Origin of the sequence: Spirillospora albida (assembly GCF_000718255.1) — a bacterium.
GTDB lineage: Bacteria > Actinomycetota > Actinomycetes > Streptosporangiales > Streptosporangiaceae > Spirillospora > Spirillospora albida.
The window spans coordinates 141,354-156,565 of the sequence record NZ_JOFJ01000012.1; the positions used below are offsets into that span (position 1 = coordinate 141,354).

Here is a 15,212-nt window from a genome sequence, read left to right on the forward strand (position 1 = left end):
CTGCGCAGACACGCACACAGGGTAGGGGACGCGCCGTGATCAACGCATATGTGCCGGTCAGGCCGGTAGTTCGCCGGCGGTCTCCACGCCTCGGCGGGTGGGCGGGACCGGCCGGCCGGGACGGCGGGCGCCCCGCTCCCCCCACACGATCACGGTCGGCGCGGACGGGGCGCCGGACGGGGCGAGGGGCGTGGCGTCCAGCCGGACGGCGCCGGCGGCGAAACCCCGCCGGGCCAGGTCGGCCGCGATGTCCGGGGCCTCCCCGGCCGCGCTCACCGCCACGACGCGGTGCAGCGCCCGGTCGGCGCACGCGGCGGCGGCCGCGGGGCCGCCCGTCCCGGTGAACACCGCGTCCGGATCCGGGAGATGGTCGAGGACGGACGGGATCTCGCCCCGCGACACCGCCGCCCGCACGCCGTGCAGCCGGACGTTCTCCCGGATCGCCTCGCAGCGGGCCCGGTCGCGCTCGACGGCGATGACGGCGGCGCCGAACCGGGCGCATTCGATCCCGACCGAGCCGTCACCGGAGCCGACGTCCCAGACGAGGTCGCCGAGGCGCGGCCCCAGCCGCGCCAGGACGACCGCCAGCGCCTCCGGCGCCAGCGCGAAGCCGGGCGGCGCCCAGCCGGCGGGGCCGGGCACGGCGCCCTCGATCCAGCCGGGCGCCCCGGCCGCACGCCGGGTGTCCAGGACCAGCACCACCTGCGGGTCATGCCACGGACGCGTCGTGGCCTCCGCCGGACGGACGTGCACGACCCGCTCGTCCGGGCCGTCGAGGTCCTCGCAGACGACGAAGGACCGCGGCGTCTGGGGGAACAGGGCGCGCCCCAGCTCCGCGGGGCCCGCGCCGGGGGCGGTCAGCACCGCCACCTTGGGATGGGCCCGGCACACGTTGACCGCGCGCCGGAACTCCGCGGCGGACACGACGAGCGCGCCGTCCGGGGTCATCCCGGCCTTCGCGAACGCCCGCGCCGCCGCCGGCGTCACCGCGCCATCCGCCCGAACATCCCGACCATCCGCTCCCCGCCCCCGTCCACGAGCACGACCTGGGCCGCGAGCGCGCCGCCGTCCGGACGGGCCGCGCGGCGCTCCAGTTCGGCGGCGGTCCGGCGGCACAGTTCGCGGCCGCAGGGGCCGAGGCGGCCCGCCGCCTCCCACAGTTCATAGGCGCGCTCGGGGGTCTCGGCGGCGGCCACCTGCGCCGTGAGCGCGGGGCCGCCGTCCATGTCGGCGGTGATCTCGGCGAGCACGGCGGGGCCGCCCGCGATCCCGGCCTGCTCCCCCACCCCCGCGATCAGGACGATCTGGGCGAGGCCGTGCTCGACGGCGCCGCGCAGCGCGTCCGGGCTCGCCGGGACGAAGCAGGCGTCCGGGAGCCGCGGCAGCATCCGTCGGGCGGCCCCGGCCGCCCCCGGGCCGTGCATGACGAGCGTGCGCTCGCCCAGCTCCGCGACCCGCATCGCGGCGTCCGTCGTCATTCCCGTCTCCCCCCGTTCGCCCCCACCGGCGGATCGAGCTTGGCGGAGCCCGCGCCGGACGGCGGACCCGGCACGCCGTCCGGCCCCAGGTCGGGGGCGATCAGGCCGAAGACGACCATGTCGTGGTTGCGGCCGTCCGGGCCGCGTTCCGCGCCGCGCGCCACGCCCTCCCGCCGGTACCCGGCCTTCTCGGCCACGCGGATCGAGGCGCGGTTCGTGACGAGGGCGCGCAGCTCGACGCGGTGCAGGCCGGCGTCCCGCAGGGCCCAGCGGGACAGCAGGGCCAGTGCCTCGGTGGCGTGCCCGCGCCCCCGCGCGCCGGGCCGCATGCCGTAGCCGACCTCGCAGGTCCCCTGCGCGTGGTCGACGCGGAACAGGCCGATGGTGCCGAGGAACGCGTCCGTGCCGCGGTCGGTCACCGCGAGGTGGACGCCGAGGCCGAGCCGCTGGACGCTGTGCACGCCCTCGGTCAGGAACCACGCGATGGGCTCCGCCTCGAGAGCGGTGGGGAAGTTCGGCGGGAGGAAGTCCTCGCCCGCGCGGAGCACCTCGATCAGCGCGGCGGCGTCGTCCAGCCCGAACCGGCGGAGGACGACTCCTTCACCCGCAAGGCGCACGTTCTCCTCGAAGGCGCTCACGCCGGGCACGATAGCCGAGGCCCGCCCCGACGGCCATGCCGCTCAGTGGGACGGATCCTTTTGGCATGGCGCCAACAAGGTGCTCTACTGACCCCATGGATGGTGCCACGAACAGCCGGCCCCGCACCCGGGCGAGCTACCAGCGGCTGTCCCGCGACGAGCGGCGCGACCAGATCCTCGCCGTCGCGCGCCGGCTGTTCACCGAACTCCCCTACGCGGAGGTGTCGACGACCGCGATCGCGCGGGAGGCGGGCGTCCAGCGGGGGCTGATCCACTACTACTTCGGGACGAAGCGGGAGCTGTTCCTCAAGGTCGTCCAGGGCCTGACGGAGTTCGCCGCCGTGCAGGCGCCGCCGCCGGACGAGTCCATGACCCTGCCGCAGACCGTCGAGCTGTGCGTCGACCTCTTCCTGGACACGGCGGAGGCGAACGCGACGACGTGGTTCGCCGCGCTCGACGCCGAGGGGTTCGGGCAGGACCCGGAGCTGCTGCGCATCGTCAACCGCTTCCGGGACGCGACGGTCGAGTACATGCTCACGCTGCTGCGGGTGCGCGAGCCGACGGAGACATTGCGGGCCGTCCTGCGGATCTACTCGGGCCTGGTGGAGGCCGCGACCCGCCAGTGGCTGCAGGAGAAGACCCTCGACCGCGCCCAGACCCGCACGCTGCTGGCCCGGTCGCTGCTCGTGCTCATGACGGACATCGCCCCCAGCCTCGAGCACGGGTAGGAGAGAGGCAGGCCGCTCAGCCGCGCTGCGGCGGGAGTTCGAGCGGGCCGTCGACGGGTACCGCGAACCAGACGGCCTTGCCGCGGACGGCCGGGCCCAGCCGCGACATCGTCCGGATCCGGCCCCAGCGGTCGCCGGACAGCTCCCGGACGATGCCGAGCCCGCGTCCGCAGTCACCGGACGTCCAGGAGTAGCCGGGCAGGACCGCGTCGCCGAACGCGTCGAACACGGCGCACCGGACCTCGCCCGCGGGGTCGTCGCCGAGGTAGAGCCACAGCTCGTGCGGGCCGTGCCCGCCCGCGTGCTGGTGCGCGTTGGTGGCGAGCTCGCTCACCATGAGCCGGGCGTCCGCGACGGTCTCGGGGTCGACACCGAGCGAGGCGAGGGCCTCGCCGAGGACGCGCCGCGCGTGCCGCGCGCAGCCGGCGCCGCCGGGCAGCGCCCACACCCAGCCGGGCCGGCCGGCCTCGGGTTCCGGGCCCGCGGGGGCGCCGGCCGGCGCGGGGCCCGCTTCGGCTCGGGCGGCACGGGCGGTCCTCTGTTCCACGTGCGGTGCCGCGCACACGATGTCATCGGTGATCTCTGGCGAAATCTTCACGCTTACCCTCCGGCGGTTGCGTGCGCGGCGCGGTGTCGTGCGGTCGTGTCACGTTCTGTCTCCGCACGGTCACGGAACCCCAGCGTCCCCTGAGATTCTCACCCCCGCAAGCGAGTTGCCGAGATTGCTTCGCGTCCGGCCGCCGGGTTCGCCATTCGCGTTGTCACGCGGGGCCCGAGTGGTAAGACTCGACTTCCATGACCTACCGCCCCACCGTCCGCGGCCGCCGCCTGGCACGTGAGCTGCGCAAGCTCCGCGAGGAGCAGGGCCTCACCCTGCAGGAGGTGGCGGATCGGCTCGACTGGTCGCGGGCCACCGTCTCCCGCCTCGAGACCAGCCAGACCCGGCCGCGCCCCGGCGACATCGCCGACCTCCTCGACCTCTACGGCGTGCCCAGCCCCGACCGGGACGCGCTCATCACGCTCGCCCGGCAGGCGGGCCAGCGCGGCTGGTGGACCGCCTACCAGGACGTCTTCGCCGGCAGTTACGTCGCGCTCGAGGACGAGGCGTCCCACATCCGCACCTGGGACCCGCAGCTCATCCACGGCCTGCTGCAGACCGAGCCGTACGCCCGCGCGGTGATCACCGCGGGCCGGCTGCTGCCGGCGCAGGAGGACATCGAGCGCCGCATCGCCGCCCGCAAGATCCGGCAGACGCTCCTGGACCGGGAGAAGGCGCCGCTGCTGCACGTCGTGTTCGACGAGGCCGTCCTGCACCGGCCGATCGGCGGCCGGGAGGTGATGCGCGAGCAGCTCGCCGCGCTGACCACCACGGCGGCCCGCCCCTCGGTGATCATTCAGGTGCTTCCCTACGCGGCCGCGGCCCACGCGGGATTGGACGGACGATTCACCATATTGTCGTATCCAGACCCCGCAGACCCCGATATCGCCTACGTCGAGGGCACCATGGGTGACGTTTACCTTGAAAGTGCCGGGGAAATAGCGAAACACAGGGACCGCTTCGATCGCATCGAGGCGGCCGCCCTGTCCCCTGAGGATTCCGCGCACCTCATCGCCGAGGCAGCAAGGAGCAGCCTGTGACCAACCTGCACCACGAACTCGCCCACGCCCGCTGGCGCACGTCCTCCCACAGCGGGAGCGGAGACCAGTGCGTCGAAGTGGCGCCCCTCGCCCGCGACCTGTGCGCGGTGCGCGACTCGAAGGACCCCGCCGGTCCGGCACTGGTGCTGACGCCGGACGCGTGGCGGGCCTTCCTGGGGTCGCTGCGCGAGTCGTGACCCGCCGGCGCGCCTGAGCGCCGGCCCGTTCGGCCACCACCGGGGGCCGCGGCCCGATGGTCGCGGCCCCCGATCATGCCCGCCGGGGGCTTCCGCCGGAACTAGAACGTGTTCTAGTATCGGCGGCGGCGTCGACCATCGGAGGGTGCACCGTGACCGCGGATCTCAAGCTCGGCATCAACGTCGGTTACTGGCAGCGCGACCCCGACGACCAGACCGAGACGGTCCTCGCCGCCGAGCGGCTCGGGTACGACTCGGTGTTCACCGCAGAGGCCTACGGCTCGGACGCTTTCACCCCTCTGACCTGGTACGCGGCCCGCACCTCCCGGATCAAGCTCGGCACCGCCGTGGTGCAGATGTCGGCGCGCACGCCGGCCGCCACCGCGATGCACGCCCTCACGCTGGACGCGCTGTCGGGCGGGCGCCTCATCCTCGGGCTCGGCGCGTCCGGGCCGCAGGTCGTGGAGGGCTGGTACGGGCAGCCGTTCCCCAAGCCCCTCGCCCGGACCCGCGAGTACCTCGACATCGTTCGGCGGGTGTGGCGGCGCGAGGAGCCGGTGACCGCATCCGGCCCGCACTACCCGCTGCCGCTGCCGGGCGGCGCGGGGCTGGGCAAGCCGCTGAAGTCGATCGTCCACCCCCTCCGCCCGGAGATCCCCGTGTACCTCGGGGCGGAGGGGCCGAAGAACGTCGCGCTGGCCGCCGAGCTCGCGCAGGGCTGGCTGCCCCTGTTCGTCGACCCCGAGCAGATCGAGCCGCTGTTCGGCGGTTCGCTCGCGGGCCGGCCCGCCGGGTTCGAGATCGCCGCGACCGTCACGACGATCGTCACCGACGACCTGGAGTCGGCGCTGGGGTTCGCGAAGATCCCCCTCGCCTTCTATATCGGCGGCATGGGCGCCCGCGAGCGCAACTTCCACCTCGACCTCATCGGCCGACTCGGCTACGCGGAGCAGGCCGCGCGCGTCCAGGAGCTGTTCCTGGCCGGCCGCCGCGACGAGGCCGTCAAGGCCGTCCCGGACGAGCTGGCCGACTCGATCTCCCTGCTCGGCCCGATCGGCCGCGTCAAGGAGCGGCTCCAGCTGTGGCGCGACAGCCCGGTCACCACGCTGCTGATCGCCGGGGTGCGGGACGAGCCGACGCTGCGCGCCGTCAAGGAGGCCGCGGAAGGCTGATCAGCGGCGGCAGATGATCTCGCCGTGGGTCAGCGAGAACCAGCCGTCATCGGCCGCGGCCCACGCCTTCCAGCCCGCGTAGAAGCCCTCCAGCTCGTCGCGGGAGGCATGGCCGCCCGCGACGGCCTGGTCGGCGACGGCCGACCGCACCATGCGCCCGCCCCACGTCTCGCTCCACCACTCGCGCTCCTCCGGGGTCGCGAAGCACCAGGCGGAGGCGGTGGCGGTGATGTCGGCGAACCCGGCCGCGCGCGCCCATGAGACCAGGTACCGGCCCGCGTCCGGCTCGCCGCCGTTGCCGCGCGCGACGGCGCGGTAGACCGGCAGCCATCCGTCCATGCCGGGCGGGTCCGGGTGCCAGGTCACGGTGCCGAAGTCGACGTCGCGGACCGCCACCACGCCGCCGGGCCTCGTGACGCGCCGCATCTCGCGCAGGGCGGTGACGGGATCGGCGACGTGCTGCAGCACCTGGTGCGCGTGGACGACGTCGAACGCGGCGTCCGGGAAGTCCAGGGCGTGGACGTCGGCCACGGCGAACTCGATGTTGCTCCGCCCCCCGGCGCTGCGGCGGGCCTCGTCCAGGACGGTCTCCGCGGAGTCGGCGGCGACGACCCGGCCGGGGGCGACCCGGTCGGCCAGCCCGGCGGTGATGGTGCCGGGGCCGCAGCCGATGTCCAGCACCGAGGCGCCCGGACGCAGGTGCTCGACCAGGTAGGCGGCGGAGTTCTCGACCGTGCGCCACTGGTGCGAGCTCAGCACGGACGCGTGGTGGCCGTGGGTGTAGACGGCGTCGGCGGACATGGGATCACCTCTTCGTGTGGGGTGCCCCCAGCGTAGATCAGCCTCTCATATTTTGAGAAACATGTATCACTATGTGAGATTACCGTGCATGGAAAAAGGGGACCGCGATCGGTCCCCCTTTTTATGTTCGAGCAGGTCAGGCGGCGATGGGAAGGCGATCGGCGGCACGCGCCGCAGACCGCGTCGGCAGGGCCTCCACCGCCGCCAGCGCGGGCGCGGACGTCTCGGTGTAGGTGTTCAGGGCCGCGTTGGAGAGTTCGGTGAGCCAGGGCTGCACGAGAACCCGCTCCGCGGGCCCGTCCAGGCGCGGGTGGGTGAGATGGAATTCGCTCATGGCCGGCACCCCTTCCTTCGACCTCGTGGGTCACGGCGGCTTGTCCACCACCGGTTGTCGCATGCCCAGAGGTACGTCTGCACAAGCAACCCGGTTCGACCGGGTATTCCCGCGTCTCCCGAGGTCACATGACCAAGGTAGGACCTGCCACTGACATTTTCCGAACGGTTTGTCGCGGCGTTCCACCGGGCGAGTCGGCTCATATCTCCGGGCCCCCTCACCCCTGCGCCCGCTCCGTCCCGCTACCTCCGGACTCGTGGTCCGATCGTCCGCCTGCCCGGGGGCGGGCGGGCCGCGCTCGCACGTCGGGGCCCTTAACCTGCTGCGGTGGCACCCGAGTCGATGAGCGGCCTGCCGGCCGCGGTCCTGGCCGTGTGGATCCTGTGCGCCACGGGATGGGGGGCCGTCCTCCTCGGGCTGCTGCGCGGACTGCGCGGGCCGGCGCGGGGGCCGGCCCTGTTCGCGCACTGCGCGACCCCCGCCGCGTCGATTCTGCTGTTCGCCCACATCGGGTTCGGATCGCTGTTCGGGGCGATCGCGCTCGCCGCGGAGTGGTGGGCGCTGCTGCTCGTGACGGGAACGCGTCCGGAACGGCTCCTGACCACCGGTGGCCTGCGCCGCCTCGCGTTCTGGGCCGCCCTCGCCGCGGCGGGCGCGGTGTGGGCGGGAAAGACCGTCCTGCACTGAAGGCACCGTGGGGGTGCCGAACCCGTCATAGGACGGGTGGGTCAAAGGTACGTAGTATCCGTGGAAAGCGGGTGCCAGCGACCGTCGGGAGGTGTGTTCATGCCGTGCGCCCTGTGCGGTGACATCATCCCGACCGAAGTGGCCCGCTGCCCTGCGTGCGGGGCGTGGGCGCGGCGGCGGGACTTCCGCGCCGTCGGCGTGGCGCTGTTCATGCTGCTGGGCTTCAACGCGTTCATCGCGCTCGGCGCCGGGATCAGCCTGATGCGGCTCGGAGACCCGCTGCGCGGCGCGACCCATGACACCTACGACCCGGAGGCGACCGGCAGGGTCATCGCCCCGTACGCGGACGTGTTCACGATCGGCGCGGTGCTGGCGGCCATCACCGGGCTGCTCTACGTCGGCTGGTTCTGGCGCGCCTACGGGCAGTCGCCCGGCCCGCACCGGCACCACCGGGGGTGGGTGGTGCTCGGCTGGCTGCTGCCCGTCGTGAACCTCTGGCTGCCGCCGCGGATGGTGTACGAGGTGTGGGTGAACAGCGGCCGGTACCGGACGGCGGAGCGCCAGCTCGCGGGCCTGGTCGTGGCGGGCTGGTGGACGTTCGTGCTGTTCGGCGTCCTGCTCGCGCACGTCTTCACCCACGGCAGCGTCGCGACGCTCGCCGACGCCCGGTTCGACGTCCATGTGGGCGTCGCGGCGGCGGCGTGCCAGGCGCTCGCCGCCGCGCTCTGCATGGTGACCGTCTTCCAGATCACCCGCATCCAGATCGGCCGCGAAGCCTAGGACGGGAGCGGGCCGGACGAGCCGCCGCTGGTGTGCCACAGGATCCGTTTCGCGGACGGCCCGGCGTGCCCGATGTCGGCGTACGGCGACATCGCGAACCCCGTCGGCCGGACGATCCGGCGCCCCACGGGACGGCCCGGCGGTCCCGGCCGGGCCATGAGGGCGCGGACGGCGTCCAGCCCGTCCCGGCGCCAGGTCTCGTGCAGGACCGACAGGTCCCAGCAGGCCGCCGCGGTGATCGAAACCGCCCGCGCCCCGGCGCGCCGCACCCGGCCCCGGGCGACCATCAGCCACGACCCGAACACGGTGGCGGCGCACCGGTCCTGGACGGACTCGAAGAACGCGAGGTCGACCGGGCCGGTCGCGTCGTCCAGCGTCGCGAAGATCACCCGCTGGCCGGACCGGACGGCCGGGGTCTGCGTCGCGACCTTCACTCCCGCGACGAGGACGTCCGCCCCGGCCGGGCGGCCCGGCAGGTCGGCGGCGCGGACGACGCCGAGCGCGGCGAGGAGCCCGTCGTAGAAGCCGAGGACGTGCCGGCTGACGTCCATGCCGAGGATGTCGAGCTCGGCCTCGACGATCTCGGCGGGGGTCATCGGGGGCAGTTCGCCCGCGGGGATCCGCTCGGTGACGTCCATGTCGAGGGGGAGCTGCCCCTCCACCGGCGGGCGGACGGTCCCCCGGTCGAGGGCGCCGACGCGGCACAGCAGGTCGCGGCGCGGCACGTCCGGTCCGTGGATCCCGTCGAACGCCCCGGTGAGGACGAGCCGTTCGGCGACCGGGCGGGACACGCGGGCGCGTTCCCAGAAGTCGGTCAGCGAGTCGTAAGGGCGGCCGCCGGTGATCCGGCCGACCTCGGCGTCGCTGATGCCCTTGACCTCGGCGAGCGCGACGCGGATCCCGGCCGGGCCGCCCGCCGACACGGGCTCGACGTGCCAGGCGGCGCCGGAGCGGTTCACGTCCAGCGGCAGGATCGGAACCCCGAAATGCCGGGCGTCGTCGAGGATGACCCGTTTCGGATACATGCCGGGGTCGTGGGTGAGGACACCCGCGTAGAACGCCGCGGGATGGTGGCGTTTCAGCCACGCCGACTGGTAGGTCGGCATCGCGAACGCCGCGGCGTGGGCCTTGCAGAATCCGAACGACCCGAACGCGGCGAGCATCGCCCACACCTTCTCGACCGTGGCGGTGTCGTACCCCCGCGCGAGGGCGGCCTCCCGGAACCAGGCGGCGACGGCCGGCTCGTTCAGCGCGCGCCGCGCCGCCTCCGCCGTGGACAGGCCGCAGCCGGTCATCGCGTCCAGCACGCGGAGCACCTGCTCGTGGAACACGATCCCGCCGAGGCTCTCCCGCAGGATCGGCTCCAGGTCCGGATGCGGATACGCCGGCTCCCTCGTCCCCTCGCGCGCGGCCAGGAACGGCGAGACCATGTCGGACGCGACCGGTCCCGGCCGGAACAGCGAGATGTCGATGACGAGGTCGTCCAGGTCCCGGGGCTGGAGGCGGCCGATGAGCTCGCGCTGCCCCGGCGACTCGATCTGGAAGCAGCCGAGCGTCCGGGACGTGCGGATCAGCTCGAACGTCGCGGGGTCGTCGAGCGGGACGGCCTCCAGGTCGATCTCCGTCCCGTCCGTCCGGGCGACCTCCGCGACCGCGTGCGCCATCGCCGACTGCATCCGGACGCCGAGGACGTCCAGCTTCAGCAGGCCCATCGCCTCCACGTCGTCCTTGTCGAACTGGGTCATCGGGTACCCGAGGACGCTGCTCTCCACCGGCGTCCGGTCGCGGAGGGTCGCGTTGGACAGGACGACCCCGCACGGGTGCATGGCGATGTGCCGGGGCAGACCGTCCAGCCGCTCGGCGATCCGGAACAGGACGCCGAGCAGGCCCCGGCCGAGGTTGCTCTGCCGCAGCTCGGGCAGGTCGTCGAGGGCCGCGCCGATCTGGCTCGCCCGGATCCGCGGGAACGCCTTCGCGACCGCGTCGATCTCGCCCGGCGGCAGGCCGATCGCGTTGCCGACGTCCCGGATCGCGCTGCGCGCCCGGTAGGTCTCCATCATCGACACGCACGCGGTGTTGCGCGTCCCGTACCGGTCGAACAGCACGTCGTACGCCTCGAGGCGCCGGGCGGACTCGACGTCGAGGTCGATGTCGGGCAGGCCGGTGCGGCTGTCGGCGAGGAACCGCTCCATCAGCAGGTCGTGGCGGAGCGGGTCGAGGTCGCCGATGCCGAGCAGGTGGTTGACGAGGCTGCCCGCGCCGGACCCGCGGATCGCGCACCGGATGCCGCGCCCCCGGATCAGCGCGGCGGCGTCCGCGACGGTGAGGAAGTACGCCGCGTACCCCTTGCGGGCGATCACGGCGAGCTCGGCGGCGAGCCGCTCCTCGACGCGGCGGCCGCGCAGGCCGCGCCGGACGAGGCCGTCGGCGCAGCGGGCCGCGAGCCGCGCCTGGGCGTCGCCCTCGACGGGCGGCAGGTGGACGCCGTCCATGCCGAGGTCGCGTCCCGGGTCGAGCACGCACCGCTCGGCGAGCCGCCGGGTGGCGTCGAGCAGCGCGTCGGCCTCGTCGTCGCCGCAGGTCAGCGCCGCCACCCTGCGCATCTCGGGGAGCGACTTGAGGTAGGCGTGCCCGGTCCGGTCGTCGAGGTGCCGGCGGTGCAGCGGGACGAGCCGGCGCGTCACGTCCAGGACCTGCGCGACCGGGTGGTCGGCGGGCTCCAGGTACCGGACGGCGTTGGCGAGCACCGCCGGGACCCCGGCCTCGCGGGCGAGCGCGAGCAGCCGCGCCGCCCGGGGCCCTTCGCCCGCGTCGTGGTGGTTCACGATCTCGATCACGGTCTCGGCGGTGCCGCGCCAGGCGGCCAGCCGCCGCGCGGCCACGTCCGGCCGCCGTGCCGCGATCGCGCGCCCGACGTCGGAGGCGGGCCCGAGGAGGACGACGAGCCCTTCGGCGTGCGCCCCGATCAGCTCGCGCGTCGCGACGGGAGCCCCCCGCCCCCCCGCCTCGTGCGCCGCGGTGACGAGCCGGCACAGCGACCGCCATCCCGCGGCCCCCTCGGCGAGCACCACGACCCGCTCGTCCCCGCCGAGCCCGAGGTCGCCGCCGAGGACGGGGGCGATGCCGGCGGCGGCGCAGGCCCGGACGTGGCGGACGGCGCCGTACAGGCCGTCGCGGTCGGTGAGGGCGAGCGTCTCCATGCCCAGTTCGGCCGCGCGGGCCGCGAGGGCCGCCGGGGTCGCGACCCCGTGCCGCAGGGAGTAGGCGGACGCCACGTGCAGGTGCATCGGCCGCCTCAATCCCACACGCGGGACAGCCGCCAGGTGCCCGCGGCCGTGTCGTGGCGGAGTTCGTACACGCCGATCTCGCGGTCGGGCGTCGCCTCGACCCGCCAGAACTCGCGCTCGCCGCCCGCCTCGACGGCGGGGTCCTGCTCGTGCCACCAGTCCCGGGTCGTGACCCAGTGCTCCAGCACCCTCCGGACGGTGTGGCGCCGGCCGCGCCAGACGAACCGGACCGGGCGCCCGTCGCCGCCCAGCAGGACGTCGACCGGATCGCCGAACACCCGTGTCATCTGCCTCCCCCTCGCATGGACCGCACGGGGGAAGGAGCATGCGGGCAAATCGAACATACGTTCGCAACCGAGTCTAGGGAACGGCGGCACCGCCGGGCAAGCCGCCCCCCGCCCGCGAAGGCCCGGGAAGGCTCAGGTCAGCAGGCGGGCGAGGCGGTCCGCGACCTGCGAGACGGCCGCCACATCGGCGGCGCCGCCGCCCGTCCACAGGTACGACCAGCCCGCGCCGGCGGGCATCGCGACGACCATGACGTGCCGCCGCGTCCGCGGGTGGAGCACACCGAGCACCGCGTCCCCCGGACCGGCGAGCCGCCAGTGCAGGCCGCGCGCCTCCACCTCGTAGGCGAGGGCCGCGAGGTGATGCCGACGCACGTCGGCGATCTCCCGTCCACCGGTTGCAGACACCACGATCAGCCGCCTCAGCAGGGGTCCGAGCCGTCCCGGTGACCGATGGCCATCGGGCGGCGACGACTGGTGACCAGATCACCAGCATGACCTGTCCGCACCCGCCGCGCAGGGAGAACACGAAGAGTGAGGAGGCGGATCGGCGGGACGCGCGGGCCTGTCCGGTGAGCGGTGCGCGGCGCGCCGCGAACGGCGCACCGGCGGCGCACCGGCGGGCCTTGCCTCTGCGCCGACCGCGGGCCGGAACGGGCATGTGTCGGAGCCGCCGTTCGTGATAGACCCTGCTGTAGCGAACCACAGGGGCGTGAGCCGGGCGCGTCCATGCCCGCGCCGGGGTGAAGGAGCCAGCCTCATGCCGTCCGATCCCGCCGGCGAGCCGGGCCGCACCGGGCTCCGCGAGCGCAAGAAGCGGCGGACCCGGCTGGCGCTGATCGACGCCGCCCTGGACCTGTTCCTCGCCAAGGGGTACGAGGCGACGACCATCGACGAGATCGTCGCGGCGGTCGACGTGTCGCAGCGGACCTTCTTCCGCTACTTCGCCACCAAGGAGGACCTGGTCACCGGGTTCCTCGGCGAGTACGACGAAGTGCTGAAGGAGGCCCTCGCCGCGCGCCCGGCGGAGGAGCGGCCGTTCACCGCGCTGTTCGAGTCGCTCCGGGTCGTGCTGCGGACGATCGGCGCGGACCCGCGGGGCAGCGCCCGGTTCCGGCGCGTCCGGCAGGTCGTGGAGGCGACCCCGATGCTGGAGGCGGCGCAGATGGCGCGCTACTCGGAGGTGCAGCACGCGCTCGCCGCCGAGATCGCCCGCCGCGAGGGCGTGGACCCGGAGGGCGACCTGCGTCCCGAGATCCTCGTCGCGTTCCAGATGTCGGTGGCGCGGATCGCGTTCGAGGACTGCGCCCGCCGCGACATCTGGGACCCCGAGACCGTCGCCGGCCGGGTCGAGGACGCCATCGAGGTCGCGCGCGCGACGGTGCGCGACTGGTTCTGAGGGTCGGCCGGGCCCCGGCGGGCGGCGCGGTCCCGCCGTTCGGTCCGCGGCGGCTCCACCGGGAAGCCGCCGATCACTCCTTGATCACCGGCCGGTGACGCCGGGCTCCCGTAGGGTGGGCGCGGCAGACGATCACCAGAGGAGCCGTTTTCCCCATGACGACGTACGCCGCCGGACCGCTCGACCAGGACGAACCCCGCGTTCTCGGCCCGTACCGGCTGCTCGGCCGGCTCGGCCGCGGCGGCATGGGCACCGTCTACCTCGGCGCCGAGCCCGACGGCCGGCGGGTCGCGGTGAAGGTCGTCAACCGGGAGCTGGCCGGGGAGCCCGCGTTCCTGGCCCGGTTCCGCCGGGAGGTGACGGCGGCGCGGCGGGTCCGCCGGTTCTGCACCGCGCCCGTGCTGGACGCCGAACTCGACCAGGACCCGCCCTACATCGTCACCGAGTACATCGACGGCCCGTCACTGGAGAAGGCCGTCCGGGAGCGGGGGCCGCTGCCGGGTTCCGACCTTGAGGGCCTCGCGGTCGGCGTCGCGACGGCGCTCGCCGCCATCCACGGCGCCGGGATCGTCCACCGCGACCTCAAGCCCGCGAACGTCCTGCTGTCGTCGTCGTCGCCTACGCCGGGACGGGCCGCCCGGTGTTCCAGGGCGCGTCGGTCGCGGAGACGTTCCGGCTCATCGGGTCGGCGGAACCGGTGCTGGACGGCCTCGACCCCGCCGTCCGTGACGTCGTCGCCGCCGCGCTGAGCAAGGACCCCGGCGCCCGCCCGGCCGCGCGGGAGCTCCTGGCGCGGCTGGTCGGGCAGGACCGGGCCGACCCGGCGCGCACCGCCGAGACCGTCTCCACGACCTGGCAGGGGTTCCTGTCCGCCGAGGAGCCGGCGCCCGCGCCGCCGGTGGCTCATGTCCCCGCGCCGCGACCGGTTCCGGACACCGAGGCACCCGCCGCTCCGCCGCCCGCCCCCGCTCCGGAGGCCGCGGAGACGGTCGTCCACGTCGATCTTCCGTACCCGGCGTCCTGGAACGGTCCCCGGCGCTGGCTCACCCCGCTGCGGGGGCTGCTCGTCCTCCCGCACCTCACCGTCATGCTCCTGCTGTGCGCGGCGCTCGTGCCGATCATGCTGCTCAGCTGGTTCGTCATCCCGTTCACCGGCCGCTACCCGCGCCGCCTGCACGGCTTCGCCGCCGGCTGCCAGCGCTGGACGTCCCGCGTCGTCGCCTACGCGTTCGGGCTCACCGGAGAGAAACTCCCGCCGTTCCGGACACTGCCGAAGGCACGGCGCACCGCAGGCCGCTAGGGTGCTGCGGAAGACTCCCGAAACCCCTCACACAGGACACCGATCGATGACCACGCATGCCGGTGAGAACGGAGAGACCCTGCGCCCCGAGGAGCCCCTGCGCGACGGAGACCCTCGCGAACTCGGCCACTACCGGCTGCTCGGCCGGCTCGGCCGCGGCGGCATGGGGACGGTCTACCTCGGCGAGGACGGCGCCGGCCGGCGGCTCGCCGTCAAGGTCATCAACCGGGAACTGGCCGGCGAGGGCGCGTTCCGGGAGCGGTTCCGCCGCGAGGTGACGGCGGCGCGGCAGGTCCGCCGGTTCTGCACCGCGCCCGTGCTGGACGCCGAACTCGACCGCGATCCCCTCTACGTCGTCACCGAGTTCATCGACGGGCCGTCGCTGGAGCAGGCCGTCCAGGAGCGGGGGCCCCTGCCCGGCTCCGACCTCGAGGGCCTCGCGGTCGGCGTCGCGACGGCGCTCGCCGCCATCCACGGCGCCGGGATCGT

General features: G+C 74.5%; 18 protein-coding genes and 1 pseudogene. 10 read left to right on the plus strand and 9 right to left on the minus strand.

Annotation, left to right across the window (positions count from 1 at the left end):
- Window positions 1-57: 57 nt before the first annotated feature.
- The 3 genes from IE99_RS0116885 to IE99_RS0116895 are packed head-to-tail and all read right to left on the minus strand — an operon-like array spanning window position 58 to window position 2,116.
- Entirely contained in the window at window positions 58-987 is a 930-nt protein-coding gene (locus tag IE99_RS0116885) for a hypothetical protein (RefSeq protein ID WP_037559592.1), read from the minus strand.
- Window positions 984-1,478 carry a hypothetical protein gene (locus tag IE99_RS29295; protein ID WP_030171138.1) on the minus strand — a complete coding sequence of 165 codons (495 nt, stop codon included), beginning with the start codon at window positions 1,476-1,478 and terminating at the stop codon, window positions 984-986. The genes IE99_RS0116885 and IE99_RS29295 overlap by 4 nt, the downstream gene beginning before the upstream one ends.
- Window positions 1,475-2,116 carry a GNAT family N-acetyltransferase gene (locus tag IE99_RS0116895; protein WP_030171141.1) on the minus strand — a complete coding sequence of 214 codons (642 nt, stop codon included), beginning with the start codon at window positions 2,114-2,116 and terminating at the stop codon, window positions 1,475-1,477. The genes IE99_RS29295 and IE99_RS0116895 overlap by 4 nt, the downstream gene beginning before the upstream one ends.
- A gap of 95 nt (window positions 2,117-2,211) precedes the next feature.
- Between IE99_RS0116895 and IE99_RS0116900 the strand changes: the two genes are divergently transcribed.
- Window positions 2,212-2,844 carry a TetR/AcrR family transcriptional regulator gene (locus IE99_RS0116900; protein WP_051712587.1) on the plus strand — a complete coding sequence of 211 codons (633 nt, stop codon included), beginning with the start codon at window positions 2,212-2,214 and terminating at the stop codon, window positions 2,842-2,844.
- 16 nt (window positions 2,845-2,860) lie between these two features.
- Here IE99_RS0116900 and IE99_RS0116905 read toward each other — a convergent pair whose 3' ends face one another.
- Window positions 2,861-3,442 carry an ATP-binding protein gene (locus IE99_RS0116905; protein ID WP_245623237.1) on the minus strand — a complete coding sequence of 194 codons (582 nt, stop codon included), beginning with the start codon at window positions 3,440-3,442 and terminating at the stop codon, window positions 2,861-2,863.
- Between the two features lie 197 nt (window positions 3,443-3,639).
- On the opposite strand from IE99_RS0116905, the gene IE99_RS0116915 reads away from it, so the two are divergent.
- From IE99_RS0116915 to IE99_RS0116925, 3 genes are all read left to right on the plus strand, one after another.
- On the plus strand, window positions 3,640-4,482 hold the full coding sequence (locus tag IE99_RS0116915) for a helix-turn-helix domain-containing protein (protein WP_030171149.1): 843 nt from the start codon (window positions 3,640-3,642) through the stop codon (window positions 4,480-4,482).
- Window positions 4,479-4,679 carry a DUF397 domain-containing protein gene (locus IE99_RS0116920; protein WP_030171152.1) on the plus strand — a complete coding sequence of 67 codons (201 nt, stop codon included), beginning with the start codon at window positions 4,479-4,481 and terminating at the stop codon, window positions 4,677-4,679. Before IE99_RS0116915 ends, IE99_RS0116920 begins: the two co-directional genes overlap by 4 nt.
- 152 nt (window positions 4,680-4,831) lie before the next feature.
- A complete protein-coding gene (locus IE99_RS0116925) occupies window positions 4,832-5,851 on the plus strand; it encodes an LLM class F420-dependent oxidoreductase (RefSeq protein ID WP_030171155.1) in 1,020 nt (339 codons plus the stop codon).
- Here IE99_RS0116925 and IE99_RS0116930 read toward each other — a convergent pair whose 3' ends face one another.
- Window positions 5,852-6,652, minus strand: a complete 801-nt coding sequence (locus IE99_RS0116930; RefSeq protein WP_030171158.1) for a methyltransferase domain-containing protein — start codon at window positions 6,650-6,652, stop codon at window positions 5,852-5,854. It abuts the gene before it with no gap.
- A gap of 136 nt (window positions 6,653-6,788) precedes the next feature.
- Window positions 6,789-6,986 (minus strand): hypothetical protein, encoded by a 198-nt coding sequence (locus IE99_RS0116935; protein WP_030171161.1) that lies wholly within the window; start codon window positions 6,984-6,986, stop codon window positions 6,789-6,791.
- A gap of 327 nt (window positions 6,987-7,313) precedes the next feature.
- Between IE99_RS0116935 and IE99_RS0116940 the strand changes: the two genes are divergently transcribed.
- Entirely contained in the window at window positions 7,314-7,673 is a 360-nt protein-coding gene (locus IE99_RS0116940; RefSeq protein WP_030171164.1) for a hypothetical protein, read from the plus strand.
- A gap of 99 nt (window positions 7,674-7,772) precedes the next feature.
- A complete protein-coding gene (locus IE99_RS0116945) occupies window positions 7,773-8,453 on the plus strand; it encodes a DUF4328 domain-containing protein (RefSeq protein ID WP_030171166.1) in 681 nt (226 codons plus the stop codon).
- On the opposite strand, the gene IE99_RS0116950 is transcribed toward IE99_RS0116945, so the two are convergent.
- From IE99_RS0116950 to IE99_RS0116960, 3 genes are all read right to left on the minus strand, one after another.
- Entirely contained in the window at window positions 8,450-11,740 is a 3,291-nt protein-coding gene (locus IE99_RS0116950) for a DNA polymerase III subunit alpha (RefSeq protein WP_030171169.1), read from the minus strand. The genes IE99_RS0116945 and IE99_RS0116950 overlap by 4 nt on opposite strands.
- Window positions 11,741-11,748: 8 nt before the next feature.
- Complete coding sequence (locus tag IE99_RS0116955; protein WP_030171172.1) at window positions 11,749-12,027, minus strand: DUF6504 family protein; 279 nt, start codon at window positions 12,025-12,027, stop codon at window positions 11,749-11,751.
- Window positions 12,028-12,159: 132 nt separating this feature from the next.
- Entirely contained in the window at window positions 12,160-12,435 is a 276-nt protein-coding gene (locus IE99_RS0116960) for a hypothetical protein (RefSeq protein WP_245623238.1), read from the minus strand.
- A gap of 349 nt (window positions 12,436-12,784) precedes the next feature.
- Here IE99_RS0116960 and IE99_RS0116965 point away from each other — a divergent pair, with 349 nt between their 5' ends.
- The 4 genes and pseudogenes from IE99_RS0116965 to IE99_RS33660 all read left to right on the plus strand — a co-directional run.
- Window positions 12,785-13,423 (plus strand): TetR family transcriptional regulator, encoded by a 639-nt coding sequence (locus IE99_RS0116965; protein WP_030171177.1) that lies wholly within the window; start codon window positions 12,785-12,787, stop codon window positions 13,421-13,423.
- A gap of 155 nt (window positions 13,424-13,578) precedes the next feature.
- A complete protein-coding gene (locus tag IE99_RS0116970; RefSeq protein ID WP_030171180.1) occupies window positions 13,579-14,172 on the plus strand; it encodes a protein kinase domain-containing protein in 594 nt (197 codons plus the stop codon).
- Window positions 14,064-14,723, plus strand: a complete 660-nt coding sequence (locus tag IE99_RS32705; RefSeq protein WP_211258829.1) for a DUF4389 domain-containing protein — start codon at window positions 14,064-14,066, stop codon at window positions 14,721-14,723. Before IE99_RS0116970 ends, IE99_RS32705 begins: the two co-directional genes overlap by 109 nt.
- Window positions 14,724-14,886: 163 nt before the next feature.
- A pseudogene (locus IE99_RS33660) lies at window positions 14,887-15,195 on the plus strand (protein kinase family protein); the annotation flags it as partial.
- Window positions 15,196-15,212: the final 17 nt, after the last annotated feature.